This is a genomic window from Bradyrhizobium sp. AZCC 2262 (assembly GCF_036924535.1).
Classification (GTDB): Bacteria; Pseudomonadota; Alphaproteobacteria; order Rhizobiales; family Xanthobacteraceae; genus Bradyrhizobium.
The window spans coordinates 451013-476248 of the sequence record NZ_JAZHRT010000001.1 but is presented as its reverse complement, the minus strand read 5'-3'; the positions used below and the strand labels follow the sequence as shown (position 1 = coordinate 476248).

Annotated in this window: 23 protein-coding genes and 1 pseudogene; 7 read left to right on the top strand and 17 right to left on the bottom strand. The window is 62.5% G+C overall.

From position 1 onward, the window contains the following. Window positions 1–403: 403 nt before the first annotated feature. Window positions 404–688 carry a helix-turn-helix domain-containing protein gene (locus V1283_RS02255; protein WP_334384819.1) on the top strand — a complete coding sequence of 95 codons (285 nt, stop codon included), beginning with the start codon at window positions 404–406 and terminating at the stop codon, window positions 686–688. Window positions 689–1028: 340 nt separating this feature from the next. Further along, window positions 1029–1532, top strand: coding sequence for an IS1096 element passenger TnpR family protein (locus V1283_RS02250; protein WP_334384818.1), 504 nt, complete (start codon window positions 1029–1031; stop codon window positions 1530–1532). A gap of 131 nt (window positions 1533–1663) precedes the next feature. Here V1283_RS02250 and V1283_RS02245 read toward each other — a convergent pair whose 3' ends face one another. Then, window positions 1664–1888, bottom strand: a complete 225-nt coding sequence (locus V1283_RS02245; RefSeq protein ID WP_334384817.1) for a DUF6429 family protein — start codon at window positions 1886–1888, stop codon at window positions 1664–1666. 1132 nt (window positions 1889–3020) lie between these two features. On the opposite strand from V1283_RS02245, the gene V1283_RS02240 reads away from it, so the two are divergent. Both V1283_RS02240 and V1283_RS02235 read left to right on the top strand, forming a co-directional pair. Further along, window positions 3021–3755, top strand: a complete 735-nt coding sequence (locus tag V1283_RS02240; protein ID WP_334384816.1) for an SPFH domain-containing protein — start codon at window positions 3021–3023, stop codon at window positions 3753–3755. A 354-nt stretch (window positions 3756–4109) separates the two neighbouring features. Further along, window positions 4110–5210 (top strand): alkene reductase, encoded by a 1101-nt coding sequence (locus V1283_RS02235; RefSeq protein ID WP_334384815.1) that lies wholly within the window; start codon window positions 4110–4112, stop codon window positions 5208–5210. Between the two features lie 165 nt (window positions 5211–5375). On the opposite strand, the gene V1283_RS02230 is transcribed toward V1283_RS02235, so the two are convergent. From V1283_RS02230 to V1283_RS02195, 8 genes are all read right to left on the bottom strand, one after another. After that, entirely contained in the window at window positions 5376–7172 is a 1797-nt protein-coding gene (locus V1283_RS02230) for an ABC transporter substrate-binding protein (RefSeq protein WP_334384814.1), read from the bottom strand. A gap of 73 nt (window positions 7173–7245) precedes the next feature. Next, window positions 7246–7572, bottom strand: a complete 327-nt coding sequence (locus V1283_RS02225; RefSeq protein WP_334384813.1) for a DUF2160 domain-containing protein — start codon at window positions 7570–7572, stop codon at window positions 7246–7248. A gap of 9 nt (window positions 7573–7581) precedes the next feature. Beyond that, entirely contained in the window at window positions 7582–8388 is an 807-nt protein-coding gene (locus V1283_RS02220) for a carbohydrate ABC transporter permease (protein WP_334384812.1), read from the bottom strand. Beyond that, on the bottom strand, window positions 8388–9290 hold the full coding sequence (locus V1283_RS02215) for a carbohydrate ABC transporter permease (protein ID WP_334384811.1): 903 nt from the start codon (window positions 9288–9290) through the stop codon (window positions 8388–8390). The genes V1283_RS02220 and V1283_RS02215 overlap by 1 nt, the downstream gene beginning before the upstream one ends. Continuing rightward, entirely contained in the window at window positions 9290–10375 is a 1086-nt protein-coding gene (locus V1283_RS02210) for an ABC transporter ATP-binding protein (RefSeq protein WP_334384810.1), read from the bottom strand. The genes V1283_RS02215 and V1283_RS02210 overlap by 1 nt, the downstream gene beginning before the upstream one ends. 12 nt (window positions 10376–10387) lie before the next feature. Then, a complete protein-coding gene (locus tag V1283_RS02205; protein WP_334384809.1) occupies window positions 10388–11467 on the bottom strand; it encodes an ABC transporter ATP-binding protein in 1080 nt (359 codons plus the stop codon). Continuing rightward, window positions 11464–13008: a glycerol-3-phosphate dehydrogenase gene (gene glpD, locus V1283_RS02200; RefSeq protein WP_334384808.1), complete on the bottom strand. Its 1545-nt coding sequence runs from the start codon at window positions 13006–13008 to the stop codon at window positions 11464–11466. The genes V1283_RS02205 and glpD overlap by 4 nt, the downstream gene beginning before the upstream one ends. Before the next feature lie 133 nt (window positions 13009–13141). After that, complete coding sequence (locus V1283_RS02195) at window positions 13142–14056, bottom strand: DMT family transporter (protein ID WP_334384807.1); 915 nt, start codon at window positions 14054–14056, stop codon at window positions 13142–13144. 74 nt (window positions 14057–14130) lie between these two features. Here V1283_RS02195 and V1283_RS02190 point away from each other — a divergent pair, with 74 nt between their 5' ends. Continuing rightward, a complete protein-coding gene (locus V1283_RS02190) occupies window positions 14131–14739 on the top strand; it encodes a CGNR zinc finger domain-containing protein (RefSeq protein ID WP_334384806.1) in 609 nt (202 codons plus the stop codon). 10 nt (window positions 14740–14749) lie between these two features. On the opposite strand, the gene V1283_RS02185 is transcribed toward V1283_RS02190, so the two are convergent. Further along, window positions 14750–15583, bottom strand: coding sequence for a DeoR/GlpR family DNA-binding transcription regulator (locus V1283_RS02185; RefSeq protein WP_334384805.1), 834 nt, complete (start codon window positions 15581–15583; stop codon window positions 14750–14752). A gap of 247 nt (window positions 15584–15830) precedes the next feature. On the opposite strand from V1283_RS02185, the gene V1283_RS02180 reads away from it, so the two are divergent. Beyond that, window positions 15831–16274 carry a nuclear transport factor 2 family protein gene (locus tag V1283_RS02180; RefSeq protein ID WP_334384804.1) on the top strand — a complete coding sequence of 148 codons (444 nt, stop codon included), beginning with the start codon at window positions 15831–15833 and terminating at the stop codon, window positions 16272–16274. A gap of 26 nt (window positions 16275–16300) precedes the next feature. Here V1283_RS02180 and V1283_RS02175 read toward each other — a convergent pair whose 3' ends face one another. Next, window positions 16301–16489 carry a hypothetical protein gene (locus V1283_RS02175; protein WP_334384803.1) on the bottom strand — a complete coding sequence of 63 codons (189 nt, stop codon included), beginning with the start codon at window positions 16487–16489 and terminating at the stop codon, window positions 16301–16303. Window positions 16490–16633: 144 nt separating this feature from the next. Here V1283_RS02175 and V1283_RS02170 point away from each other — a divergent pair, with 144 nt between their 5' ends. Continuing rightward, window positions 16634–17065 (top strand): glycine zipper domain-containing protein, encoded by a 432-nt coding sequence (locus V1283_RS02170; RefSeq protein ID WP_334384802.1) that lies wholly within the window; start codon window positions 16634–16636, stop codon window positions 17063–17065. Window positions 17066–17153: 88 nt separating this feature from the next. Here V1283_RS02170 and V1283_RS02165 read toward each other — a convergent pair whose 3' ends face one another. From V1283_RS02165 to V1283_RS02140, 6 genes and pseudogenes are all read right to left on the bottom strand, one after another. Then, entirely contained in the window at window positions 17154–17594 is a 441-nt protein-coding gene (locus tag V1283_RS02165; RefSeq protein ID WP_334384801.1) for an acyl-CoA thioesterase, read from the bottom strand. Next, window positions 17591–19684, bottom strand: a complete 2094-nt coding sequence (locus V1283_RS02160) for a 3-hydroxyacyl-CoA dehydrogenase NAD-binding domain-containing protein (RefSeq protein WP_334384800.1) — start codon at window positions 19682–19684, stop codon at window positions 17591–17593. Before V1283_RS02160 ends, V1283_RS02165 begins: the two co-directional genes overlap by 4 nt. Before the next feature lie 2 nt (window positions 19685–19686). Further along, on the bottom strand, window positions 19687–20970 hold the full coding sequence (locus V1283_RS02155; protein WP_334384799.1) for an acetyl-CoA C-acetyltransferase: 1284 nt from the start codon (window positions 20968–20970) through the stop codon (window positions 19687–19689). Continuing rightward, window positions 20970–23237 carry an acyl-CoA dehydrogenase gene (locus V1283_RS02150; protein WP_334384798.1) on the bottom strand — a complete coding sequence of 756 codons (2268 nt, stop codon included), beginning with the start codon at window positions 23235–23237 and terminating at the stop codon, window positions 20970–20972. Before V1283_RS02150 ends, V1283_RS02155 begins: the two co-directional genes overlap by 1 nt. A gap of 254 nt (window positions 23238–23491) precedes the next feature. Further along, entirely contained in the window at window positions 23492–23758 is a 267-nt protein-coding gene (locus V1283_RS02145; RefSeq protein ID WP_334384797.1) for a hypothetical protein, read from the bottom strand. Window positions 23759–23974: 216 nt separating this feature from the next. Then, window positions 23975–25222 (bottom strand): annotated as a pseudogene (locus V1283_RS02140) (SMP-30/gluconolactonase/LRE family protein). Window positions 25223–25236 lie beyond the last annotated feature (14 nt).

Sequence of the window (25236 nt, the reverse complement as noted above, 5' to 3'; positions counted from 1 at the left end):
GCGTGGTCCGGATCGCAGCGACATCCGGGGTTCAGGGCGTCGTGTATATCGCTACGCTCATGCGAACTACGAATGGCTGAGATGGTCACGAGCCAGTTGTCGGTAACCAGCACGTAGCGCGGATAGCGAAGCGTAATCCGCCATCTTCGCAACGAGAGCAAGCGGTTCTGGCACGAACAGCGATGGGTTTCGCTGCGCTCTACCCATCCTGCGCTGCTGACATGTCTATCTGCCTGCCGTTGAACATATACGCCAGGGTGTAGCAAAGCGACGTCAAAACCTCTCCGTGCTTCTTAACCTTTCATTAACCAAACGCGCCCACTCTCCCTCTACGGCTAGGGGGCCGTTGATTCCTGATGTTTCTGCTCCGCGTTTCGGAGCAAGCGTTGTTCGGGAGGTGTTGATGCCCCAGGAGTATCTTGGTGACGTGTACCTTGGCGCGGACTGTGTGCCCGTGCCCGAGATTCCGCTGTCGGATTCTCAGACCCTTTCACCCCATCAAATCGTGCCGATGCTGATCGGCTCCACAATCGAGGCGATCGAGCGTGAACTCGTGCTGCAGACGCTGGCGCGCTGCCACGGCAATCGCACCCACGCCGCCCGCGTGCTCGGCCTTTCGGTGCGCACGATGCGGAACAAGATCCGGCAGTATGCGACTGACGGCATCGACATTCCCGCGCACAGCTAGGTCGGGCAGGTTTCGCCGTCATTGCGGTGCGCGCTCGCGCGGGCCCCATCGGCTTTGCTTGCTCTGGCGAGGGCTCAACCAAGCCAGCTCACGCGCGAGGTTTTCGCGGCCTGCCGGTCGTATGGCACGGCAAAGCTGCCATCAGGAAAGATGACCGCCCGGGCGGCAAACTGGCTGCGCACCCTGGCACGATAGCAAGCGTAGCCCGGGTGAACGCTGCGACATCCGGGACTATATCGAGAAATCTCCTATAGCTATCCTGCAAATTCCAGCGCTTGAGCAAAGCGCGTTTCCGCGTCTATTCTCTCTGGCGTTGCTGCAGGCGCAAATGAGGTTCGAGATGGCGGACACCTTCATCTTTCGGGCGGCGCTCCAGGGCAGCGCGGCGGTCTATCGGGACATAGAGCTCGACCCTGCAAAGTCGTTGTACGTGCTGGCCGAAGCCGTTGTCTCCTCGTTCAATTTCGATTTCGATCACGCCTTCGGCTTCTATACCGGGCTCACTCCCGCCAAGATCTACAAGACATTCCCAAAATACGAGCTGTTCGCGGATATGGGCGATGCCGATCCACGGGTGCTCGGCGTCAAGAAGACCAGAATGTCGCAGGCTTTTCCCGAAGTTGGGCACACAATGCTATTTCTGTTCGACTATGGCGACGACTGGCTCTTCCGGATCACCCTGCGCGCAGAGGGAAAGAAGAGCGCCAAGACCCGGTATCCGCGCATCGTCGCAACGCGTGGCGAGGCTCCTGTGCAATACGCCGAGGATGATGAGGACGCTGACGACCGACCGGGCTTTGGAATCAATCCCCTCACCGGCGAAAAAATAGAGTTTGATAAATAGCAGAAATCGTAGAGTGAGTTATCGACCCGTCCACCGTGGCTCGAAGCGCGAAGGCGCAAACGTAACTTACCGCTTCGCGATCGGAAAGACGGTGGGTTTCGCTGCGCTCTACCATCCTACGCCGCGCTGCCCTACTCCTCGAACATCTCCTCAAACAGCTTCTTCGCCCGCTCCAGCCCCTCGTCGGTGAAAACCACCGACTTCACCTTGCCGACGGGATCGTCGATCATTCCCTTTTCGTGCAGGCGGCCGAGCACGCTCCAAGCAAAGCCTTTCCATGCCCTGTAATCGTCATGCAGGGTCAGATAGAGCAGCGCCAGCGCCGTATCGTCGATCTTGTCCTTGTTGATGGCCATTGCGGGGACTCCCATCACCCATGTTCGCGTTATCCTATTCCGGAATGCGCGAGGCGCAATGATGATGGCGCCCGTCATTGGCTCAAGCAGGCGTGAGCCGACGGTCGCGCGTGTAGGGTGGGCAAAACGAACTTGTCTCACTGTCGCTCGAAGAGCGAAGGCGGAAGCGTGCCCACCACCATGAGCGCGGCGTGAGCTGGTGGGTACGGCGCTTCCGCGCCTTTGCCCACCCTACGGCTGCGGGGTGATTTGCCTTATCGTGCAAGCAAAATCTGCTCGCGCGTGTGCGGCATTTCAACACGACGGGCAAATCACCCAAAACCTGTCCAGCCCTTCGGGCAAAAATATTCCGCTTTCGTTCTCACCCAAATCAACCGCATAACTCCGCCCGTCTCACCCGATGAGAGGGCGCTCGCGAACGTCACGAACGCGCGGTGGGATGCGGTGGACGCGAGAGCTGCGACTGACGTGTGTGGCTCGAGCGTACGGCGAAGTCGTGTGGTCCTGATGTCGCGGTGCTGGCATTAAGTCCGAGAGAAGCGAAGCTTCTCGGAGGCGACGGTGGCAAAAGAGCCGTTCGCCGGGGAGAGCACGAAGTAAGCCGTAAAGCCACTGCGCAGGGAAGGCCGGGATGCTCCGCCTGTACCTGTATGCTCGTGTGCGCATCTTCTGTGCGCAATTGCACACGAGACCGCGGGTGCAGCGTGCACCCGGTCTTCCCTGCGCCCTCATCTCTTCGAGGGCGGCAAGCGACGCAAAGCCCGGACGCCATCTGCGCCGCGGGAATGCGGGCGCGCATCCTCGCCGCTATCTGACACTTGAATCGGAAATCTACGACCCATGACCACGAAGGCCGATTGGGAGACGAAGCCGGGGCCGCTATCCCACCAGCAACTAAAAGTTGTGGATATGGGTTCCTGCTTTCGCAAGGACAATTTGGCAAGCACGCGTGGCCCGGCTGAGCGGAAACGATACCGGGATCGTCCCGGACGAACAGGCCATCCGAGGAGCGGATTGCCCGCCTGGCAACGCCAAAAGCGACGGCAACGGCGTGCTCAATCGGGCATCACAATGACTTTATTCAAAATGCAAATCGTCGGGCGAGGGCCGATTATTTTTTTGTTTACGCGCTGTGATTGAAAATGCGGATGACTTAATTTCGACGTATGAAAAGCCAAGAAAAAAGCAAAGCGAAGACCAGAGTGAAGAGCCGGCATCGCAGGGTCGCCAACCAGATAAAAAACATGGCAGGGGAAGGAAAAGCGTGGGTGAACTTCTGGGGTCGATAGCATTTTCCCTGATCGTCATCGCCGCGATCGCCAGCGCGTGGGCCTGGATTTCGACGCTGTTCAGGAAGGGCATCATGGCGCTGCTCGGCTTCGAGCGGGTCTGCGTGCAGCAGTTTGAAACCGTGCTGCTCTACCGGAACGGCCGTTTTGAAAGGGCGCTGCCCCCCGGCCGGCATCGGATCAGCGCCGGCAGCCGCCAACTGGCGCGGATCGACAGGCGCCCCGAGGTGTTTCGGTGCACACAAGGCGCCGTTTCCGCCGACCGCTTTGCAATCAACCTCGTCTATGTCGCACGGACTCAGATCGTCGATCCCAGGGCCTCCTTCGAAAGCACCCAGAACTACCGGGACGAGGTCTTCATCCGGCTGCAGTCGGTCGTGAAGGCGGTATGCAGCCGCAAGCCTCGCCTCGAAATTCAGATGGATCACCAGAACTTCAACAACAGCGTACACAAAGCCGCCAACCAGGTGCTGCGCGCCATCGGTTGCGAATGCCTGACCTTCGAACTGCTGCAGGTGGATTCCGCAGGGCCGATTGTGGAATTTGACCACAGGCGAATGGGATATGCGGCGGAATAGCTTGTGGCGCATCGACAGGCGCGGCGGTGAATAAAAAGGCATTCGCGGCAATGTGATCGCGTCGAGCCTGATCGGCAGCCCGATCGGCCGCAACGCCTGTCGGCGGCAACCCGATCGTTGCGCTGACGGTGCCGTTCGGCCGCCGGGGCGCCGGCCGGGAGACCGCTTTTGCCACGCGGCGCCTGATTTCGAATGAATCATCCTGCGTCCACACGCCTGCGCCATGGCTCGAACCCGCCCACACGGCCGGGATCCGGCGCAGCTACTCTGCGCAAGCCGAATGGCTCGGGGATTGCGCAATTGGCCCCAATGCCCAACTGTTCCCTATCATCATCCAGTGCGGACATCCCTGACATGAGCCAGACCAAACTATTCGAGCCCTTCAAGCTTGGCCCGATCACGCTTCCGAACCGCCTCGTGATGGCGCCGCTGACCCGCAACCGCGCGGTGCCGCCCGGCATGGTGCCGAGCCCGCTGGCGATCGACTATTATGGGCAGCGCGCCTCCGCAGGCCTCCTGATCACCGAGGCGAGCCAGGTCTCGCAGCAGGGCCAGGGCTATCAGGATACGCCCGGCATCTATTCGAAGGAGCAGGTCGAAGGCTGGCGCAAGGTCACCGACCGCGTGCACGAAAAAGGCGGGCGCATCTTCATCCAGATCTGGCATGTCGGCCGCGTCTCGCACGACTCACTGCAACCGGGCGGCGGCAAGCCGGTGGCGCCATCGGCGATCCGCGCCAAGGGCAAGACCTTTGTCAACGGCACCTTCACCGAGATCTCCGAGCCCCGCGCGCTGGAGCTCTCGGAGATTCCAGGGATCATCGAGGATTTCAAGCGCGGCACTGAAAACGCACTGGCCGCCGGTTTCGACGGCGTCGAGATCCACGGCGCCAACGGCTACCTGCTCGACCAGTTCGCCAGGGACGGCACCAACAAGCGCACCGATGCTTACGGTGGATCGATCGAGAACCGCGCCAGGCTGATGCTGGAAGTATCGAAGGCGGTGGCTGCGGTCGCCGGCGCCGAACGCACCGGGATCCGCATTTCACCGGTGACGCCGGCCAACGACGCATCCGACAGCAATCCGCAGCCGCTGTTCGATCACATCGTCGACGGGCTCAACGCGCTGAAGCTGACCTATATCCACGTCATCGAAGGCGCGACCGGCGGCCCGCGTGACATCGCGCCGTTCGATTATGCGTCCTTGCGCAAGCGCTTCAAGCAGGCTTATGTCGCCAACAACGGCTATGATTTCGACCTTGCGAACAAGGTGCTCGAAGCCAGCGCGGCCGATTTGATCGCATTCGGAAAACCCTTCATCTCGAACCCCGACCTGGTCGAACGCCTGAAGAAGGGCGCGCCGCTGAACGAGTGGGACAAGAATACGTTCTACGGCGGCGGCGCCAAGGGCTACACGGATTACCCGGCGCTCGGCGCGGCGCAGGCGGCGGAGTAAGGGCCCTCGCGTCATTTCCGGGAAGAAAAAAGGCCGGGATTGCTCTCGGCCTTTGGTTTTCTCCGCTCGTCACGCCCCGCGAAGAAGCGAGGCATCCGGTAACTGCGGCCGTCAGAAGCGAAAGACCGGACCGTCCGGATCAAGCCGGACGATGACGCCGGGGGATCACTTCGCCTCGGCGCGCTTGGGCGGGGTGGCCGGCCACGACTTCACCAAAGTGTCGTAGTCGACGGTTTCACCTTTCGGCTTTTCGTTCGCCAGCTTGCGCTGCGGAGCGATGTTGCCGTCCTTCGCCGACTTGGCGAACCAGAACTCGGCCGTCTCCTTCTTGTTCAGCTTCGGCCCGCAGGCGCCCTGCACGCCGGACTTCTCGAGGCGTTCGAGCACCGAGTCCTGGGCTGCTGCCAGCGAATCCATCGCCGCCTGCGGGGTCTTCGCACCGGACGACGCATCGCCGATGTTCTGCCACCACAATTGAGCAAGCTTCGGATAGTCAGGCACGTTGTTACCGGTCGGGGTCCACTGCACGCGTGCGGGCGAGCGGTAGAACTCGATCAGGCCGCCGAGTTTCGGCGCACGTTCAGTAAAGGACTTGTCCCAGATGTCGGATTCACGAATGAAGGTGAGACCGACATGGCTCTTCTTCAGGCTCACCGACTTGGAGACGATGAACTGCAGATAGAGCCAGGCCGCCTTGCGGCGATCCGGCGGAGTCGACTTCAGGAGCGTCGCGGAACCGGCGTCCTGGTAGCCGAGCTTCATGCCTTCCTTCCAGTACGAGCCGTGCGGCGACGGGGCCATGCGCCATTTCGGTGTGCCATCGGCATTCATCACCGGGATGCCCGGTTTCACCATGTCGGCGGTGAAGGCCGTGTACCAGAAGATCTGCTGCGCGATCGCACCTTGTGCCGGCACCGGCCCCGATTCGGAGAAGGTCATGCCCTGCGCCTGCGGCGGAGCATACTTCTTCATCCAGTCGAGGTATTTGACGATCGAATAGACCGCCGCCGGACCGTTGGTGTCGCCGCCGCGCTCGACGCTTGAGCCCACCGGACGGCAGCCTTCCATGCGGATGCCCCATTCGTCGACCGGCAGGCCGTTCGGGATGCCCTTGTCGCCGTTGCCGGCCATCGACAGCCAGGCGTCGGTGAACCGCCAGCCGAGCGAGGGATCCTTCTTGCCGTAGTCCATGTGGCCATAGACTCGGACGCCGTTGATCTCCTTGATGTCGTTGGTGAAGAACTCGGCGATGTCTTCATAGGCCGACCAGTTCACGGGAACGCCGAGATCGTAGCCGTACTTGGCCTTGAACTTGGCTTTGTACTCCGGATTGGAGAACCAGTCGTAGCGGAACCAATAGAGGTTCGCGAACTGCTGATCGGGAAGCTGATAAAGCTTCTTGTCCGGACCCGTGGTGAAGGACTTGCCGATGAAGTCGTTGACGTCGAGCTGCGGATTGGTGACGTCCTTGCCTTCGCCGGTCATGTAATCCGACAGGATCACGGTCTGATTGTAGCGGAAGTGCGTGCCGATCAGATCGCTATCGTTGATCCAGCCGTCATAGACGTTCTTGCCGGACTGCATCTGGGTCTGCAGCTTCTCAACCACGTCACCTTCCTGGATGATGTCGTGCTTGACCTTGATGCCAGTGATCTCGGTGAAGGCTTTCGCCAGCGTCCGCGATTCATACTCATGCGTCGGGATGGTTTCCGAGACGACGCTGATTTCCATGCCCTTGAACGGCTGGGCGGCCTTTTCGAACCACTGCAGCTCCTTCAACTGATCGGCCTTCGACAGCGTCGAGGGCTGGAATTCGCTGTCAATCCATCGTTGATTGACCGCGTCGTCCGCACGAGCGGGTGCGGCAATCGTAACGGAAGCTGCGATCAGCGCAGCCGCGCTGGTCATCGTCAGAAAGTTCTCCTTGGTCAAGGGACCGTTTCTTCCTCTCAAGCGTCGCATGTTGGATCCTCCGGTTGCAGCGACAAAATAAACTCAGGCCCGGGTTGATCCCGGATCTGCTCTTTTTCGCTTCCTAGACGGTGCGGAAAATCGCAACGGCCGATAGAAGCGAAATCACGGTTGCGAGCCACAGGCTCGAAATCTCAACGCCCTCCCCGATCGGCAGAGTGGCGATCGGATCGGTGCCGAAAAAGGCGATCCACAGCAGATGGATGACGGCGGCGAGCACCAGCGAAATGAACAGCCGGTCGCCGCGCGTGGTCGGAATGCGCAGCACGCCGACCCGCTCGGCTTCGGGATAAGCGACCGCAAGCCAGGTCATCGCCCCCAATGTCAGCGCCAGCATCACGAAGAAAATCGCGGTCGGGAGCGTCCAGGCCATCCATGCGATGTGTTCCATATGCGCCTCCTACACCCGACCGAGCGCGAAGCCGCGCGCGATGTAGTTGCGGACGAACCAGATCACTAAGGCACCGGGAATGATGGTGAGCACGCCGGCCGCAGCCAGCAGCCCCCAATCCATGCCGGAGGCGGACACCGTGCGGGTCATGATCGCCGAGATTGGCTTGGCGTTGACCGACGTCAGCGTGCGCGCCAGCAGCAACTCGACCCAGGAGAACATGAAGCAGAAGAACGCGGCGACGCCGATGCCGCTCGCGATCAGCGGCACCAGGATCTTGATGAAGAAGCGCGGGAACGAATAGCCGTCGAGGAACGCGGTCTCGTCGATCTCGCGCGGCACGCCGGAGACGAAACCTTCGAGAATCCAGACCGCCAGCGGCACATTGAAGATGCAATGCGCGAGCGCGACCGCCCATGGCGTATCGAACAGATTGATCGCCGAATAGAGATTGAAGAACGGCAGCGCATAGACCGCCGCCGGCGCCATCCGGTTCGACAGCAGCCAGAAGAACAAATGCTTGTCGCCGAGGAAGCGGTAGCGCGAGAAGCCGTAAGCCGCCGGCAGCGCCACCGCAATCGATATCACGGTATTGATCAGCACATAGGTCAGCGAGTTGATGTAGCCGGAATACCAGCTCTCGTCGGTGAAGATGCGCTTGTAGTTTTCCAGCGTGGGCTGGTGCGGCCACAGCGTCATGGTGGTGACGATCTCGGTATTGTTCTTGAAGCTCATGTTGACGAGCCAGTAGATCGGCAACAACAGGAAGATCAGGAACACCACCATGATGATGCGGCGGCCGGGAATCGTGTTCATCACGCGACTCCCTGCTTTTCGGGGCGCTCGGCCCCGGCGTTGGTCATCACGGTGTAGAAGATCCAGCACACGATCAGGATGATCAGATTATAGACCAGCGAAAGTGCCGCGGCCTTGCCGAGGTCGAACTGCCCGAGCGCGATCTTGACCAGTTCGATCGAAACGAAGGTGGTCGAGTTGCCCGGCCCGCCGCCGGTCACCACGAACGGCTCGGTGTAGATCATGAAACTGTCCATGAAGCGCAGCAGCACCGCGATCAGGAGCACGCGATTCATCTTCGGCAATTGGATCGCCTTGAACACCGCCCAGCGCGAGGCGCCGTCGATCTGCGCCGCCTGGTAATAGGCGTCGGGGATCGACTTCAGGCCGGCGTAGCACAACAGCGCGACGAGGCTGGTCCAGTGCCAGACGTCCATCACGATGACGGTGGCCCATGCATCGAACTCGTTGGAGACGTAATTGTAGTCGATGCCGAGGCTGTTGAGCGTATAGCCAAGCAGGCCGATGTCGGGTCGACCGAAAATCTGCCAGATCGTTCCGACCACGTTCCAAGGAATCAGCAGCGGCAGCGCCAGGATCACGAGGCATACGGCAACGGTCCAGCCCTCGCGCGGCATCGACAGCGCCACCACGATGCCGAGCGGCACCTCGATCGCAAGGATGATGGCGGAGAACAGCAGGTTGCGGCCGAGCGAGGCCAGGAAACGCCCGCCGAGATCGGTCGAGGGATCGAGCAGTTCCTTGAACCAGCCGACGCCGTTCCAGAAGAACTGGTTGTTGCCGAACGTGTCCTGCATCGAATAGTTCACGACCGTCATCAGCGGCAGCACCGCGGAGAACGCGACCACCAGGAATACCGGCAGCACCAGGAACCAGGCTTTCTGGTTGATGGTCTTGTCCATCAGGCAACCCCCTCGACCAGATGGCTATCGGCATAGACGTGAACATGGGCGGGATCGAACACGAGCCCGACCGAGTTGTCGGGCACGGAAAATCCCGGCGGTACGCGGGCGGCGAATTTTGCATCGCCGATGCGCACGCGGGCGAAGCGGACGCGGCCGAGATCGTCGATGCGCTCGACCGTGGCCGACAGCAGGCCGGACGCGGGAGCGGCGACGTTGACGAATTCCGGCCGTACGCCGATTTCGATTCTGGCGCCCGCCGGCAGCACGCCGTAATTGCGATGCAGGCCGATGACGTGACCGTCGATGCGCGCCTCGTGCCCGCTCACGTCAGCCGGGACGATGTTCATGCCGGGCGAGCCGATGAAGTAGCCGACAAAAGTGTGCTCGGGCTTGTCGAACAGCTCCGCCGGCGTACCGCTCTGCACCACGCGGCCGTCATGCATGACGACGACGGTGTCCGCGAAGGTCAGCGCCTCGGTCTGGTCATGGGTCACGTAGATCATCGTGAGGTCGAGCTCGCGATGCAGCGCCTTGAGTTTTGAGCGCAGCTGCCATTTCAGCTCGGGATCGATCACCGTAAGCGGCTCGTCGAACAGCACCGCGGCGACATCGGAACGGACGAGGCCGCGGCCGAGCGAGATCTTCTGCTTGGCGTCGGCAGTCAGGCGCGTTGCCTTACGATCGAGATAGAACGTGAGGTCGAGCAGGTCGGCGATCTGCCTCACCCGCGCCTCGACCTCGGCCTTCGGCACGCCGCGGTTCTGCAGCGGGAATGCGAGGTTCTGCCCAACCGTCATGGTGTCGTAGATCACCGGAAACTGGAACACCTGCGCGATGTTGCGCTTCTGGGTTGACAGCGGTGTGATGTCGGCGCCGTCGAACAGGATTTTTCCGCGCGACGGCGTGACGATGCCGGAGATCAGGTTGAGCAGCGTGGTCTTGCCGCAGCCGGACGGGCCGAGCAGCGCATAGGCGCCGCCCTGACGCCAGGTCATCGTCACCGGCTTCAGCGCAAACGATTCCACCGGCGCGTCATTGCCGCCGTAGGAATGCGCGAGATCGACGAGGTCAATGCGGGCCATGCTGCATCTTCCTCATGCTTTGCCCGGTGCCGCGACCAGGCGGTCGGCGCCGTCGAACACGAAGACATTGTCGGGATCGAGCACGGCATCGAGCACATGGCCGGGCTCGTATTCATGTACGCCCGGCAGCACCGCAACCCAGTTGGACGCACCACGGTTGAGATGCACGAAACTTTCCGAACCGGTGATCTCGGTCACGGTGACGGTGGCGTGGAACGCGTGGCGGCCAGCGACGCCGTTCGCCACCTCGAGCTGATGGGCGCGGAAGCCGACGCGATAGGGTCCGTCGGAAAGCTGCGCATAGAGGCCGGAGGCCGGCGCCTGGATGCCACCGGCATATTGCACCGAACCGTTCTTCTTTTCGATACCGACGATGTTGAGCGGCGGATCGGAGAACACCTGCGCCACCCGCAGCGTATCGGGCTGGCGATAGACTTTTGAGGTGTCGCCGGCCTGCAGGACCTGGCCTTCCCACATGCAGACGGTGTTGCCGCCGAGCAGGAGCGCTTCCGAAGGCTCGGTCGTCGCATAGACGAAGATCGCGCCCGACGCTTCGAAAATGCGCGGCAGTTCGGTGCGCAACTCCTCACGCAGCTTGTAATCGAGGTTGGCGAGCGGTTCGTCCAGGAGCACGAGGTCGGCGCCCTTGACCAGCGCCCGCGCGATCGCGGTGCGCTGCTGCTGGCCGCCGGAAAGCTGCAGGGGGGTGCGCTTCAGATAGGGCTCGAGCCGCAGCAGCCTTGCGGCTTCCTGAACGCGCCGATCGATCTCCTCGCGCGGCCTGCCCTGCACCCGCAACGGCGAGGCAATGTTCTCATAGACCGTCAGCGAGGGATAATTGATGAATTGCTGATAGACCATCGCGACCGAGCGCTGCCGCACGTCGGCGCCGGTGACGTCCTTGCCGTCGACCAGCACGCGGCCGGTCGCAGGTTTGTCGAGACCGGCGAGGAGGCGCATGATCGAGGTCTTGCCGGACAGCGTCGGTCCAAGCAGCACGCTCAGCGTGCCGCGCTCAAGCGTCAGCGAGACATCGCGAATGGTCGGGATGCCGTCCACAGATCGCGTGACGTGTTCGAGCGTGACGCTCACGGTCGCCCTCCCGCTTCGCGCAAGGGACGTTCGCCGGGGGCGCGGTGGGCTTTGATCCACTCATCGAGCGCGGCAATTTCATCTGGCGACAGCCGCAAACCGAGCTTGGATCTTCGCCACACCACATCATCGGCGGTGCAGGCCCATTCGTTCGACATCAGGTACCTGACTTCGCTCTCCGTCAAGGTGGCGCCGAACGACTGGCCAAGATCGGCGAATGATTTGGCGTTGCCGAGCAATTTTGTCGCGCGCGTGCCATAGGCATGGGCGAGCCGGTTGGCATGCGCCGGGGTGAGGAACGGATATTTCCGCGTCAGTTCCGCCGTCAGCGCGGCGACCGCCGAAACATCCATGTCACCGCCGGGCAGCGGCGACTTGCCGGTCCAACCTTCCTTCGCTTTGGCGCTACGCAAGTATGGTTCGAGCCGTTCCAGCGCTTCTTCCGCCAGGCGCCGATAGGTCGTGATCTTGCCGCCATAGATCGACAGCAATGGCGCGCCACCGGGCGTATCGAGTTCGAACACGTAATCGCGGGTCGCGGCTTTTGCTTCGCTGGCGCCGTCGTCATAGAGCGGCCGCACGCCGGAATAGGTCCAGACGACATCCGCAGGCAGCACCGGCCTTTTCAGGTATTCGCTGGCGGAGGCGCAGAGATATTGAATTTCCTCAGGGCTGGCTTTCACCTTGGCCGGGTCGCCGTCGTAGTCGCGATCAGTGGTGCCGATCAGCGTAAAATCGTCCTGATAGGGAATGACGAAGATGATGCGGCCGTCGGCGTTCTGGAACATGTAGGCGCGATCGTGGTCATAGAGCTTGCGCACCACGATGTGCGAGCCCTGCACCAGCCGCACCTTTGCACGCGCGTTGACGCCTGAGCCCGACGAAAGCACTTGCTCGACCCACGGGCCGCCGGCATTGACCAGCGCGCGGGCCTGAACGGTGGTGCGCGTACCGGTGATCGTGTTTTCGACAGTGACGTGCCAGATGCCATCGACCTGACTGATCTCGACCGCGCGCGAGCGGGTATGAATTTCGGCGCCGCGATCGGCCGCGTCCCGCGCGGTCAGCACGACAAGGCGCGCGTCATCGACGAAGCAGTCGGAATATTCGAAACCGCGCTTGTAACGGTTGGCGATCAAGGGCTTGCCCACCTCGTCATGGACGAGATCGACCGAGCGCGTCGGCGGCAGCAGATGCCGGCCGCCGATATGGTCGTACAGGAACAATCCGAGCATGAGCAGCCAGGCCGGACGCAGTCCTGCGTGGTGCGGCAAAACGAAACGCAACGGCCGGATGATGTGGGGCGCGATCTGCCAAAGGATTTCGCGCTCGATCAGCGCTTCGCGGACCAGGCGGAACTCATAATATTCAAGATAACGCAGCCCGCCGTGCACCAATTTGGTCGACCAGGACGACGTCCCACTCGCCAAGTCATTCATTTCACACAGGAATACGGAATTACCCCGGCCCACCGCATCGCGCGCAATGCCGCAGCCGTTGATGCCGCCTCCGATGATGGCGAGATCGAATACCCTGTCCAACGAAACGCTTCCCCGGCGATCGCCTCTTCACTTCGGCGATTTTGCTTTCGGATGGGAGTTAATCACAAAGAAAAACGAAAGCAAGATGAAAGCGCGGAACTTGAGGGAGAAGTCTACAAATTGATCGGCGCGGTCAGCTTCGCCGTCTCGGCAGCGGACCTCCGCTCACGACGTAAACGCCGGCGGAAATGCTGGCGATCGCCATCCAGTCGATCGCCGCGGGCCACTCACCCAGAATCGGGATTGCCATGACGGCTGTCATCGCGGGCGACAGTGCGGCGAACGCGGCACCGCTCGAGGCGCCGAGGATGCTGACTGCGCGCCCGTAGAAGACGAGGGACGCAATCGCGGTCAGAAGCCCCTGCACGAACGCCTGAAGCGCCAGATCGCTCCATGGGGCTTTCGCGAAGCTCAGGCCTTCCACGAACAAATAGACGGGCATGTAAAGAAACAAGGCGCCGACGGCAGCAATACCCGCGGCATGTAACCCATCCAGCCTTGCGCGGCGCATCGCGATCGTGTAGCAGGCCCACGCCAGGGCGGAGCCCAGGAACAATGCGTGCCCGATGGTCTGTCCGAAACCGATCGCGCCGCCGGCACCCCAAACGACCCCCAGGACGCCGAGCAGGATCAGCACAAAGCCGATCTTTTTCGCATCGGTGAACGGTTGGTGCAGGATGACCGTTGCAAGCAGAGCGACCGCTAGCGGCATCACTCCGGGAAACAGCGCGCCCGCATGCGCTGCAGGCGCGAACAGCAGACCTGTATTCGCGAGCAGGACGGGAGCGCCGCCGCCGAGCACAATCGCTGCCAGCCCGAGCCAGCCGAGGCGTTCGAGAGCAAGGCCCTTACTCACGACGTACGGCAACAAGAGCAAACCGGCCACGCCGAAACGAAGCGCAGCGATGTCCCATGGCGTGAGGCTGGTCTTGAGGCCCAGGCGAGCTACCACGATCCATCCGGACCAGATGCTGACGGCGGCGAGGCCATAGAGTGCGCCGCGGATATATTCTGCAGTGGTACGTCCAGCGACGGCAAAATCCGTCATCATCGACTCCCGACAAAGAATGGACGGCTCATAACCCTTTTGATATATTTTACAGGTTATGATGGGAGCATGACGTGAGGCAAGCAGAACGCGCCAATCCGTTCGAATGGAGCGGCGGGCACCCGGCTCTGGACCTCGTGAACACGCTCGATGAGCGGCCCTCGCCCACGCCGATCGAGAACCTGGCAACGTATCAAGACCTGACACGCTTCGCGGCGCTGGCCGGACTGATCGATCGTCGAACCGCCGCACGTCTGCAACGGCCCGATAGCCGCTCCGGCTCGCATGTCGTGAAACGCGCGCGCAAGCTTCGCGAACACCTTCATGATGTGCTGGCTGCTGCAAATTCAGGGCGGCCCGCGCGGCAGCCCGATCTCGATGCGCTATCCGCCGCGATCCAGGCGGCACATGCGGCCCAGACCCTGGTCTCCTCGCCCTCGACCGGATTGGCCAATCGCCGCTGGTCTCCTGCGTTGACGCGCGAAATTCCCCTGCATGCCTGTTCGCTTGCTATCGAATGTCTGCTCGTGGACGAGGATCGCAAAAGAATTCGTAAATGCAGCGCCACAGACTGCGATGTCTATTACCTCGACACCAGCAAGGGCCGGCGCCGGCAATGGTGCAGCATGAAAGGCTGCGGAAATCGCGAAAAACAAAGGCGATGGCGTTCCGCGACGCGATAGGGCCGAAGCGCTACCGCAGTCGAACCGCGGCGGGAGGAGGAACCGGCTCGCCCGGCTCGTCGATATCAGCCGCCGGCTTGTCCATCGCCTCGACCACTTCGATGCCCCGATGGTGGCAGATGCTGGCGAGGCTCGCCGGCAGCGGCGCATCGGTCACAAATGTCTGGATCTGGCTGAGATGGGCGATGCGCACCGGCGCGCTGCGCCGGAGTTTTGTCGAATCCGCCACCAGCATGACGCTGCGCGCATTGGCGATGATCGCCTGCGCCGCCTGCACTTCGCGATAGTCGAAGTCGAGCAGCGCGCCCTCCTCGTCGATCGCGGACGCGCCGATGATGGCGTAATCGACCTTGAACTGGCCGATCAGGCTGATCGCGGTCGAGCCGATCACCGCGCCGTCGGCGCGACGCACCGCGCCACCGGCCACGATCACCTCGATGCGCGGATGACGATAGAGCAGCATCGCGACGTTGAGGTTGTTGGTGATGACGAGCAGGTCCTCATGCGAGGTCAGCGCGCTCGCGACCTCTTCCGTGGTGGTGCCGATGTTGATGAACAGCGAGCAGCCGTTCGGAATCCGCGACGCCGCCGCAATGCCGATCGCCCGCTTCTCCTCCGCCGCCACAAACCGCCGCGCCTCATAGGCGAGGTTTTCGACGCCGGAGGCGATGATGGCGCCGCCGTGGATGCGGGTCAGCGAGCGCTGGTCGCAGAGGTCGTTGAGGTCCTTGCGGATGGTCTGCGCCGAAACCTCGAAACGCTTGGCGAGGTCTTCCACCATCACCCGGCCAAAGGCGCGGGCGATATTGAGGATTTCAGTCTGACGATGGGACAGTCCGGCCATGGCGGCGCCCTTGAGATTTGGACTTGAGATATAGGCCTGGGGCACAAAGTTGCCGTTATGGTGCGGCTGATTTGGGCCGCGGTCAACGACGGAGAGCGGCCGCACAGGCATTTGGCCGGGCGAAACAACGAATCCTGGTTAAGGCGACCGCGCCGGTAGTCATGCGGGCCGCACCATCAGCGGCGCTCGACAAAGCAATTTGTGGCTGCAACACTGTGATCACAACCAGAAACGACTGGAGGAAACCATGAACATCGATCGTCGCCAGCTTGCCTTGCCCGTACTCGCACTTGGGCTCATGAGCGTCGTCCCCGCTTTTGCCGGCGCGGACGAAGATGCCGTCGCGAAGAACGTCGAAGCCTTCCGTGTGGCGCAGGCCGCTGGCAATGCCGAGGGGCTCGCCTCACTATGCGCGGAAGAGCTGAGCTACAGCCACTCGAACGCCAAGGTCGACACCAAGGCGTCGCTTCTCGACGGCACCGCCAAGGCCAACTACAAATGGACGTCGCTCGAATACAAGGATCCCACGGTCCGCGTCGTCGGCCCGACCGCCATCGTGCGCTTCACCTTCGTCGGCGAGCAGGAGTTCACCGACGGCAAGAAGACGCCGCAGAACCTGCACATCCTGATGAATTGGCAGAAACAGGGCAGCGACTGGAAGCTGCTGTCCCGGGCGGCCACCAAGCTCTGACCACCCGGGCGACCGGCGCTGGCGGGTTATGCCGCCAGCGTCATCCCGCTGGCGAGCTGCCGGGCGGCGCGCTCGGCCTCGCGTGCGTTGCGGAATATCTGCCCTTCCAGCCGGTTGAAGCGGTGCGAGGCGGCAAAGAAGCGATAGCCGCCGGGAGCGCGCACGATAATCCCTGCCGGCTGCGAGCCGACTTCAATGATATAGGTGTCCGACATGGGCCCAGCCTGTGATTTCTTCCGGGCTTACAACAAGTTGCAGGGCAAATTGTTCCTGCTTCCGCCGTTGCGCCGCAAGGCCGATTTGTGTCAAAGCTGGTCGCGGAATAGCTAGCGAATCGTTCAAATGGCCGGAGAACTGACATGATGCCGAAATTCGCGCTCTCGATGCTGGTTGCCCTTGCGGTTTGCGCGCCGCTCCAGGAGGCGGCGGCGCAGGAAAGCACGCTCGGCGGCGCCCTGTTCGGCGGTGCTGCAGGCGCCATTGTCGGCGGCGCACTTGGTGGCGGCCGCGGGGCCGCGATCGGCGCCATCGTCGGCGCAGGCACCGGTGCGGCCATCGGCGCCCAGGGCGAGCCGCGGCCGGGCGGCTACCGCTGGTATCAGGGCGGCTGCTACGTGGAGCAGCCCGGCGGCTGGCAGGAAGTTTCGCCGCGCTATTGCGGTGTCCAGGCGCAATACGCACCGCCGCCGCGGGTCTATGACGACACGCCGCGCTGCATGCGCTCGGCGAGCTATAATCCGCGCCGTGGCACGTTCATTGGCCGTGACGGCTACGAGCGTCCCTGCCCGTAAGGATCAGGTCGCGATCACGCCGTCCGGGCTAGAGTCCCGTTTCGATGAATCGAAACAGGACTCTAGATTCTCTATTTGACGCGTTTTCTTAACGCGAACCGGTTTCCACTTCGCTCGAAAACGCTTTAACCGGCTGTGGACGGCCGTTGTCGTCGATCGAAACGTAGGTGAAGTTGCCGTCGGTCACCAGGATCGACTGCAACTCCTTGCGTCGCACGACCCAGGCTTCGAGATGGACCGTGATCGACGTGCGTCCGACCCGCACCAGATTGGCGTAAACCGAAACGAGATCGCCGACATAGACGGCTTTGCGAAAGTTCATCGCCTCGATCGCGACGGTCACGGTGCGGGACTTCGCGATTTTGGAAGCGAACACCCCGCCGCCGATATCCATCTGGCTCAACAGCCAGCCGCCAAAGATATCGCCATTGGCGTTGGTGTCGGCCGGCATCGCCAGCGTGCGGATGCAGAGATCACCTTGCGGTTCGGTCTCGGTCGTGGGCGGCGCGTGCACATGCGTCTCCGTCACTTGAAATTCTCCCAGCCGGCATCGGGCGCAAACCTGCCGCCGAACTTGTCGGTCAGGGCATCCAGCGTCGAAACGACATTGTCCACACCACGGGTTCGCGCGTAGTTCAAGGGGCCGCCGCGGAACGGCGCGTAGCCGGTGCCGAAGATGACGGCGCCGTCGACGACATCTGCATTGTCGACGATGCCCTCGCGCAAACAGGCGACGCAGACATTCGACATCGGCAGGATCAGCCGGTCGATCATCTCCGCCGATGGTTCCGAGATCGCGGTCATGCCGCCGGTGTCGGCCTTGCCGTCCTTCCAGGTGTAAAAGCCCTTGCCGGTCTTGCGGCCAAGTTCGCCCTTGGCGACCTTTTCCCGCAGCCAGGCCGGCGTCGGCGGCAGCATGTCGCCGAACTTCGAGCGCAGCATGTCGCCGACATCGAGGCAGATATCGAGGCCGACCTGGTCGGCCAATTCAATGGGTCCCATTGGCATGCCGAACTTTTTCGCAGCGGCGTCGATGACTGATTTGTCGATCTTCTCGTCCAGCATCACCATCGCTTCCAGCATGTACGGCGTCAGCGCGCGGTTGACGAGGAAGCCGGGCGACGATTTTACGGGCAGCGGCAGGCGGTCGATGGCGCCGACGAACGCCAGCGCCTCCTTCAGGAGTTGTGCATCCGTGCCGTCATGGCTGACGACTTCGACGAGTTGCAGCCGCGACACCGGATTGAAGAAGTGCAGCCCCAATAGCCGCTCGGGCTGCTGCAGGGTAGTACGCAGATCCTGCAGCGGAATGCTCGACGTGTTGGTGGCAAGGATCGCGCCCGGCTTCATTTTCGGCTCGAGGCCGGCATAGACCTTCTGCTTCAGCTCCAGCTTTTCCGGCACCGCCTCGATGATGAGATCGGCGTTGCGGACGCCCTCGGCCTGCATGTCCGGCATCAGCCGGTCGAGCGCATCCCGCACGGCTGTGCGTTTGCGCAAAATCTTGCCGTAGAGATCGGCGGCCCGCTTGATTGCGCCTGCGATCGGCTCCGGCTTCATGTCGGCGAGCGTCACCCGAAAATCCTGGCCGGCGCACCAGGCAGCGATGTCGCCGCCCATCGCGCCCGCACCGATGACGTGAACGTGCTCGATCTTGTTGCCGCTGCCGGCGAGCTTCTTCATCTGCTCGCGCAGGAAGAAGACGCGGATCAGGTTCTGCGCGGTCGGCGTCACCATCAGCCTGGCAAAGGACGCCTTCTCCGCGCTCAGCATCGCTCGGCGGTCGCCGCCATGCTTTTCCCAGAGATCGATCAGCGCGTAGGGCGCGGGGTAATGCGCTTCCGGCGCGGCCTTGGCGGCCTCGCTGCGCATGCGCCCGGCGAGGAAGCCTCTCACCGGACCGAGGCTGAGAAAATTATGGAGCAGCCCGGGCCGCGCACGGTTGAGGCGGCCGGTCACGGCGTCCTTCACGGCATTGCGAACATGCCGCTCCTGCGTCACGGCGTCGACCAGCCCAAGCGATTTCGCCCTGCGTGCATCGATGGTCTTGCCGGTCAGCATCAACGGCATCGACTGCATCGGATTGACGAGTTGCGTGAACCGCACGGTGCCGCCGAGGCCGGGATGCAGGCCGAGCATCACCTCGGGGAAACCAAACCGCGCGTCCTCGATCGCAATCCGCATCTGGCAGGCCAGCGCCACTTCGAGACCGCCGCCGAGGCAGAAGCCGTGGATCACGGCCACGCTCGGAACCCGCAGGGCCTCGAGCCGGTCGATCACCGCATGCGCGCGGCCGATTTCGGTCTCGACGGCGCCGATATCGGTCGCGCCGCGAAACGCATTGACGTCGGCGCCCGCGATGAAGCCGGACTTCTTGGCGGAACGGATGACGAGGCCGGTGGGGCGCTGGCTTTCCAACTCCGCCAGCACCTTGTCGAGTTCCTCGATCAGATCCGCCGAGAGCGTATTGGCGCTGGTGCCTTCGCGGTCGAACAACAGCCAGGCGACGCCGTCGGCATCACGCGTCAGCTTGAAGTTCTGGTACGGTCCACTGGCGTCGGGCTTCGGCCCGAGTTCGAGCACGCGATCGCCGAGAACGTTCATGATCTGGCTATCCATGCTCACACCATCTCTATCAGCATCGCACCGCCCTGCCCGCCGCCGATACATTCGGTAGCGATGCCGCGCCTGGTACCCAACCGCTTCATGGTGTTGACGAGGTGCAGCACGATACGGTTGCCGCTGCAGCCCACCGGATGGCCGAGGCTGATCGCGCCGCCATCGACGTTCAATTTGGTCTGATCGAGCTCGCCGGCTGCGCCGTCGAGGCCGAGAATCTCCTTGCAGAATTTTTCGTCGTTCCAGGCGGCAAGGCAGCCCAGCACCTGCGTCGCAAACGCCTCGTTCAACTCCCAGGTCTCGATATCGGAAAGCGTCAGCTCGTTGCGCTTCAACAATTCCGTCGCTGACAGCACCGGGCCCAGGCCCATGATGCCGGGATCGAGCGCCGACCACTGACTGTCGAGAATGGCCGCCTTCGGCGTCAGCCCATGCTTCGCCACGGCCTCTTCCGAGGCGAGGATCACCCAGGACGCGCCGTCGGTGATCTGCGAGGAATTGCCGGCGGTAACCTTGCCCCAGGGACGTTCGAACACTGGCTTCAGTTTCGCCAGGCTCTCCGGCGTCGAGTCCGGCCGCACGCCGTCATCGTGATCGTAGAATTTTCCGTCGCGCGCAAACGCCGTCCCGACCTCGCCCTTGAGCCAGCCTTCCGATTGCGCTTTCGCCAGCCGCTTGTGGCTTTCGGCGGCATAGGCGTCCGACTGCGCGCGGGTGACGCCGAAGAGATGCCCGACCACTTCGGCAGTCTGGCCCATATTGAGTTCGGTGATGGGATCGGTGAGGCCGCGCTCGAGCCCGATGATCGGCTTGAGATAGCTCGGCTTCACCTTCAGCGCGGCCATGATTTTTGCGCCGATGCCCTTCGCACCGGCAAGACCCGCGAACCAGCGCACCCCCTGCTGCGGCCACACCAGCGGCGCGTGGCTCAGCGCTTCGGCGCCCCCGGCCAGGATCAGGTCGGAAACGCCTTCGCGGATGTAGCGGTAAGCCGTGTCGATCGACTGCATGCCGGAGCCGCAATTGATCTGCACCGTGAAGGCGACCATCTTCTCGCCCATGCCGAGCCGCAGCGCCGCGACGCGTGCCGGGTTCATCTCGTCGGCGATGACGTTGACGCAGCCGAGAATGACCTGGTCGAAAGCCGTGGGCGCAAAGGGCTGCCGCGCCAGGAGCGGCCGGCCGCACTGCACGGCGAGATCGACCGGGGTGAACGGGCCGGGACCGGAGCGCGCCTTCAGGAACGGCGTCCGGCTGCCGTCGACGATAAAGACCGGTCTTGCCATCAACTTGCCGCCCTCTGTTCACCCAGCTCCTGGAAGAACTGATGCACGTCGGCAGCCTTCCTGTAAATCGGCGACAACGCTTCGGATGCGAAATCGTCGACCTCGATCACCTTCGCAACGGCTTCATGCGCAGCGGCAAGTTTTTCGCCGTGGGCCTGCGTGATGATGCCCTTCTTCACCGCTTCCTTCCAGTCATGCAGGCGCGCGGCGCGCATGGTCTTCGAAATCTCCTCCGCCGCCGTCACCAGCAGGAAGGCCTTTTCGAGCCGGGCGACGCCGCCGTCGTCGTCAACATGCGACAGATCCGCCGTCAGGCGATCGCGTGCGGCCGAAGGCTCCAGCACAAGCTGTGCGCATTGATGCACAACGCTATCGGATGGACCAACCACCCTTGCGCCGAACGGCTGGATCAGGAATTTGAGGATCACCGCCACGAACCGGTTCGGCAGGTTGGCAAGGATTTCGGCAAAGCGATTCTCGATGGTGCGGAAGCCGCTGGCCATGCACCATTCGAGCGCAGCGAAATCGGCTTCCTGCCGTCCCTCATCCTGCCAGCGTTTCAGCGCCGCCGACAACAGATAGAGTTCGGAAAGAATGTCGCCGAACCGGGCCGAGAGCATTTCCTTGCGCTTGAGCGCGCCGCCCAGCGTCAACAGCGCCATGTCGGCGCATAGTGCAAACGCCGAAGAGTAACGCGACAGCTGGCGATAGAACTGTGTCGCCTCTCCCGCATCGGGCGCGGGTGCAAACAGCCCGCCGCTCCAGCTTCGGCCCCAGGCACGGAACATGGTCTTGAAACTGTGGCCGACATGTTTCCAGAGCGCCTTGTCGAAGGCGTCGAGGCCCCTGGCGCGGTCGGCTTCACCCAGTGCATTCATTTCCTCAAGCAGGAATGGATGCGCGCGGATAGCACCTTGGCCAAACACGATGAGATTTCGCGTGAGTATGTTGGCACCCTCGACGGTGATGCCGACCGGCACCGACCGGTAGAGATTTCCGAGATAGTTTTGCGGGCCGTCGATCACGGCCTTGCCGCCATGGATGTCCATGGCGTCATCAATCGCGATCCGCATCCGCTCGGTGGCGTGCAGCTTCATGATGCCGGAGATGACGGCGGGATGATGCCCCTGGTTGAGCGCGGCACAGGTCAGCCGCCGCGCGGCATCGAGCAGATAGGCGGTGCCGGCAATGCGAGCGAGCGGCTCCTCGATGCCTTCGAACTTGCCGATGGAAATGCCGAACTGTTCGCGAATGCGGGCATAAGCACCGGTGGTGCGCGCCGCATAGGCCGCGCCCGCAGCGGAAAGTGACGGCAGCGAGATACCGCGGCCGGCGGCGAGCGCCGTCATCAGCATCTTCCAGCCCTGCCCGAGCCGCTCTTGTCCGCCGATGATGTAGTCCATCGGGATAAAGACGTCGCGGCCCCAGTTCGGGCCGTTCTGGAACACCTGCATCGCCGGCAGATGGCGGCGGCCGATCTCGACGCCGGGCAGATGGGTCGGGATCAGGGCGACCGTAATGCCGAGATCTTCCTGCTGGCCAACGAGATGATCGGGATCATGGGCCTTGAAGGCGAGGCCGAGCAGCGTCGCCACGGGACCCAGCGTGATGTAACGCTTGTGCCAGTTCAACCTCAAGCCCAGCACCTCGCGGCCTTCGAAATTACCCTTGCAGATGATTCCGGTGTCGACCATCGAGGCCGCATCGGAGCCGGCTTCCGGGCTGGTCAGGCCGAAGCAGGGAATGTCGGTGCCTTCGGCGAGCCGCGGCAGCCACCGGTCCTGTTGCTCCTTTGTGCCGAAGCGCATCAGGAGTTCACCGGGCCCGAGCGAGTTCGGCACCATCACGGTGACGGCGGCCGTGAGCGAGCGCGAGGAAAGCTTTCGCACCACTTCGGAATGCGCATAGGGCGAGAAGCCGAGCCCGCCAAATTCCTTCGGAATGATCATGCCGAAGAATTTGTGCCGCTTGATGAAGGCCCACGCCTCGGGCGGCAGATCGCGCCATTCCCAATTGATCTTCCAGTCGTCGAGCATGGCGCAGAGCTCGTCGACGGGGCCATTGAGAAAGGCTTTTTCTTCTTCAGTCAGCACCGCAGGCGCAACAGCCAGCAACTTCGACCAGTCGGGATTGCCGGTGAAGAGGTCGGCATCCCACCAGACATCGCCCGCCTCAAGCGCCTCGCGTTCGGTATCGGACATCGCGGGCATGGCGCCACGCGCGAAAGAAAAGACCAGCTTGCTGATGAAATCGCGACGGAAGCTCATGGGGATCTCCTCATGATCGGGGCGCGACGTCACGCCTCACCTGTGCCAAACGTCGGTTCATCCTAGCTGAAAAACACAGGTTTCGGGGGCGGTTCGCATCGGGAATGAAGCGAAATTGATAAACCGGAAGATAACGGCGGAGGCCCGGACCCGTTCCAAAATACCTGCATTGTCCGACGTTTAGAGACCGGTGACGTTACCAACTGGTTGCCGTCCGGACTGCCCGCCGGTCTCAACCCGCGGGCACACCGGTGTTATGAATCGCGCTTGTTGCGCCGTCGCTCATTGGGGACAAACACGGCAAACACTTCCTTGACGCGAACAGCAGGCGTGACGTCGCGGGTAAAGCGAAGCTCCGCGGTCGTCTGGATTTCCTCCACGCGAGGCGCGTAAAGCGCGCTGGCGTATAGCGATCCGTCAAACCTCGAATTGCTCTCATCATCGGTGAGAAAAGCATTCAAAATGAACAGCAAAACGAACAGCGTTGATCCTACGACGGTAAAATATTTGAATACGGGCATTGGTACGCAAGCCTCTCCCTTTCTGGAAAAAGGAGGGTGCACCGCGCGCCATATCAGCGGGGTTTAGACGTGCCCAGCTTTTGCCCGAAGGGTTGGCTGCCAGTTGCCAATTTGTGACGAATTTTAATGAATCGCCTCCCGTCATTCCGGGCTCGCAAAGCGAGAGCCCCGATGCGCAATTGCGCATCGGGGAATGACGTGGCGAGGCAGAACGAGCTAGCCCGGTCCTGCGCCCTGCGTTGCGGTATACACGGCGTAGAGCGACTGGCTCGCGGCCATGAACAGGCGGTTGCGCTTGGGGCCGCCGAAGGTGACGTTGCCGCACACCTCTGGCACGCGGATGCGGCCGAGCAACTTGCCTTCCGGCGACCACACCGTCACGCCGCTGTAGCCGACCGCGCGGCCGGCATTGCTCGCGGCCCAGACATTGCCGTTGACATCGCAACGCATGCCATCCGGTCCGCATTTCACGCCGTCGACCATGAAATCGCTGAACCGCTTCTGATTGCTGAGCTTGTTGTCGGCGCCGACGTCGAACACGAACATGTCGCCCTTGCCGCCGGCACCGGTATCGCCCGGTCCCTTGCCGATAGAGGCGACGTACAGTTTCTTGTAGTCGGGCGAGAAGCAGAGGCCGTTGGGATCGGGCACCTGCTCTTCGGTCACCACGAGGTCGATGCGGCCGGACGGATCGATCCGATAGCAATTGGTCGGTAGTTCGCGCTTGCCCGGCACGAAGCCTGCCGGCTATCCGATCCGCGGATTGAGCTTGCCACCAGGATTGGTCGCGCCTCCCGCGACGTCGGGTTCGCCTTCATAGAGCTGACCGCCATAGGGCGGGTCGGTGAACCAGTAGCTGCCATCCGGATGGGCGACGACATCGTTAGGCGAGTTGAGCTTCTTGCCGCCGAAATTATCGGCCAGCACGGTTGCGGTGCCGTCGTGCTCATAGCGCACCACGCGGCGGGTGAGATGTTCGCAGGAAAGCTGGCGGCCCTGGAAATCGAACGAGTTGCCGTTACTGTTGTTGGACGGCGAGCGAAACACGCTGACGCGACCGTCGTCCTCCGACCATCGCATCTGCCTGTTATTGGGAATGTCGCTCCACACGAGATAGCGGCCCTGCGCGCTCCAGGCCGGGCCTTCGGCCCACAATACTCCGGTATAGAGGCGCGTAATCGCCGTGTTGGGTTGGGCGATGTCGTTGAACGACGGATCGACCGCGATAATGTCGGGGTCCCAGAAATAGGTGGTCGGGGCGCCGCGCGGACTGAAATCGCGCGGCGGATTGGTGATCGTGGACGGCGGCGCCGCCGGGCCAGCTTGGGAGCCGGCCTGGGGTCCGCCTTGGGCCAGCGCGGCGCTTGCCCCCGCCACGGTGGCGCCGGCGCATACCGCCAGACCGTGGACAAGCGTTCGTCGTGATATCGTGGTTTCTGGATCGCGCTGTTGTGGGTGTTGCATCGCATCCTCCCAAT

What these genes read in the sequence shown, in the direction of transcription:
- V1283_RS02195 (WP_334384807.1), bottom strand. Translation starts at nt 14,056, where the DNA reads ATGACGGATTTTGCCGTCGCTGGACGTACCACTGCAGAATATATCCGC.
- V1283_RS02185 (WP_334384805.1), bottom strand. Translation starts at nt 15,583, where the DNA reads ATGGCCGGACTGTCCCATCGTCAGACTGAAATCCTCAATATCGCCCGC.
- V1283_RS02230 (WP_334384814.1), bottom strand. Translation starts at nt 7,172, where the DNA reads ATGCGACGCTTGAGAGGAAGAAACGGTCCCTTGACCAAGGAGAACTTT.
- V1283_RS02215 (WP_334384811.1), bottom strand. Translation starts at nt 9,290, where the DNA reads ATGGACAAGACCATCAACCAGAAAGCCTGGTTCCTGGTGCTGCCGGTA.
- V1283_RS02175 (WP_334384803.1), bottom strand. Translation starts at nt 16,489, where the DNA reads ATGTCGGACACCTATATCATTGAAGTCGGCTCGCAGCCGGCAGGGATT.
- V1283_RS02180 (WP_334384804.1), top strand. Translation starts at nt 15,831, where the DNA reads ATGAACATCGATCGTCGCCAGCTTGCCTTGCCCGTACTCGCACTTGGG.
- V1283_RS02220 (WP_334384812.1), bottom strand. Translation starts at nt 8,388, where the DNA reads ATGAACACGATTCCCGGCCGCCGCATCATCATGGTGGTGTTCCTGATC.
- V1283_RS02255 (WP_334384819.1), top strand. Translation starts at nt 404, where the DNA reads ATGCCCCAGGAGTATCTTGGTGACGTGTACCTTGGCGCGGACTGTGTG.
- V1283_RS02145 (WP_334384797.1), bottom strand. Translation starts at nt 23,758, where the DNA reads ATGCCCGTATTCAAATATTTTACCGTCGTAGGATCAACGCTGTTCGTT.
- V1283_RS02245 (WP_334384817.1), bottom strand. Translation starts at nt 1,888, where the DNA reads ATGGCCATCAACAAGGACAAGATCGACGATACGGCGCTGGCGCTGCTC.
- V1283_RS02160 (WP_334384800.1), bottom strand. Translation starts at nt 19,684, where the DNA reads ATGGATAGCCAGATCATGAACGTTCTCGGCGATCGCGTGCTCGAACTC.
- V1283_RS02155 (WP_334384799.1), bottom strand. Translation starts at nt 20,970, where the DNA reads ATGGCAAGACCGGTCTTTATCGTCGACGGCAGCCGGACGCCGTTCCTG.
- V1283_RS02250 (WP_334384818.1), top strand. Translation starts at nt 1,029, where the DNA reads ATGGCGGACACCTTCATCTTTCGGGCGGCGCTCCAGGGCAGCGCGGCG.
- V1283_RS02235 (WP_334384815.1), top strand. Translation starts at nt 4,110, where the DNA reads ATGAGCCAGACCAAACTATTCGAGCCCTTCAAGCTTGGCCCGATCACG.
- V1283_RS02150 (WP_334384798.1), bottom strand. Translation starts at nt 23,237, where the DNA reads ATGAGCTTCCGTCGCGATTTCATCAGCAAGCTGGTCTTTTCTTTCGCG.
- V1283_RS02170 (WP_334384802.1), top strand. Translation starts at nt 16,634, where the DNA reads ATGATGCCGAAATTCGCGCTCTCGATGCTGGTTGCCCTTGCGGTTTGC.
- V1283_RS02225 (WP_334384813.1), bottom strand. Translation starts at nt 7,572, where the DNA reads ATGGAACACATCGCATGGATGGCCTGGACGCTCCCGACCGCGATTTTC.
- V1283_RS02210 (WP_334384810.1), bottom strand. Translation starts at nt 10,375, where the DNA reads ATGGCCCGCATTGACCTCGTCGATCTCGCGCATTCCTACGGCGGCAAT.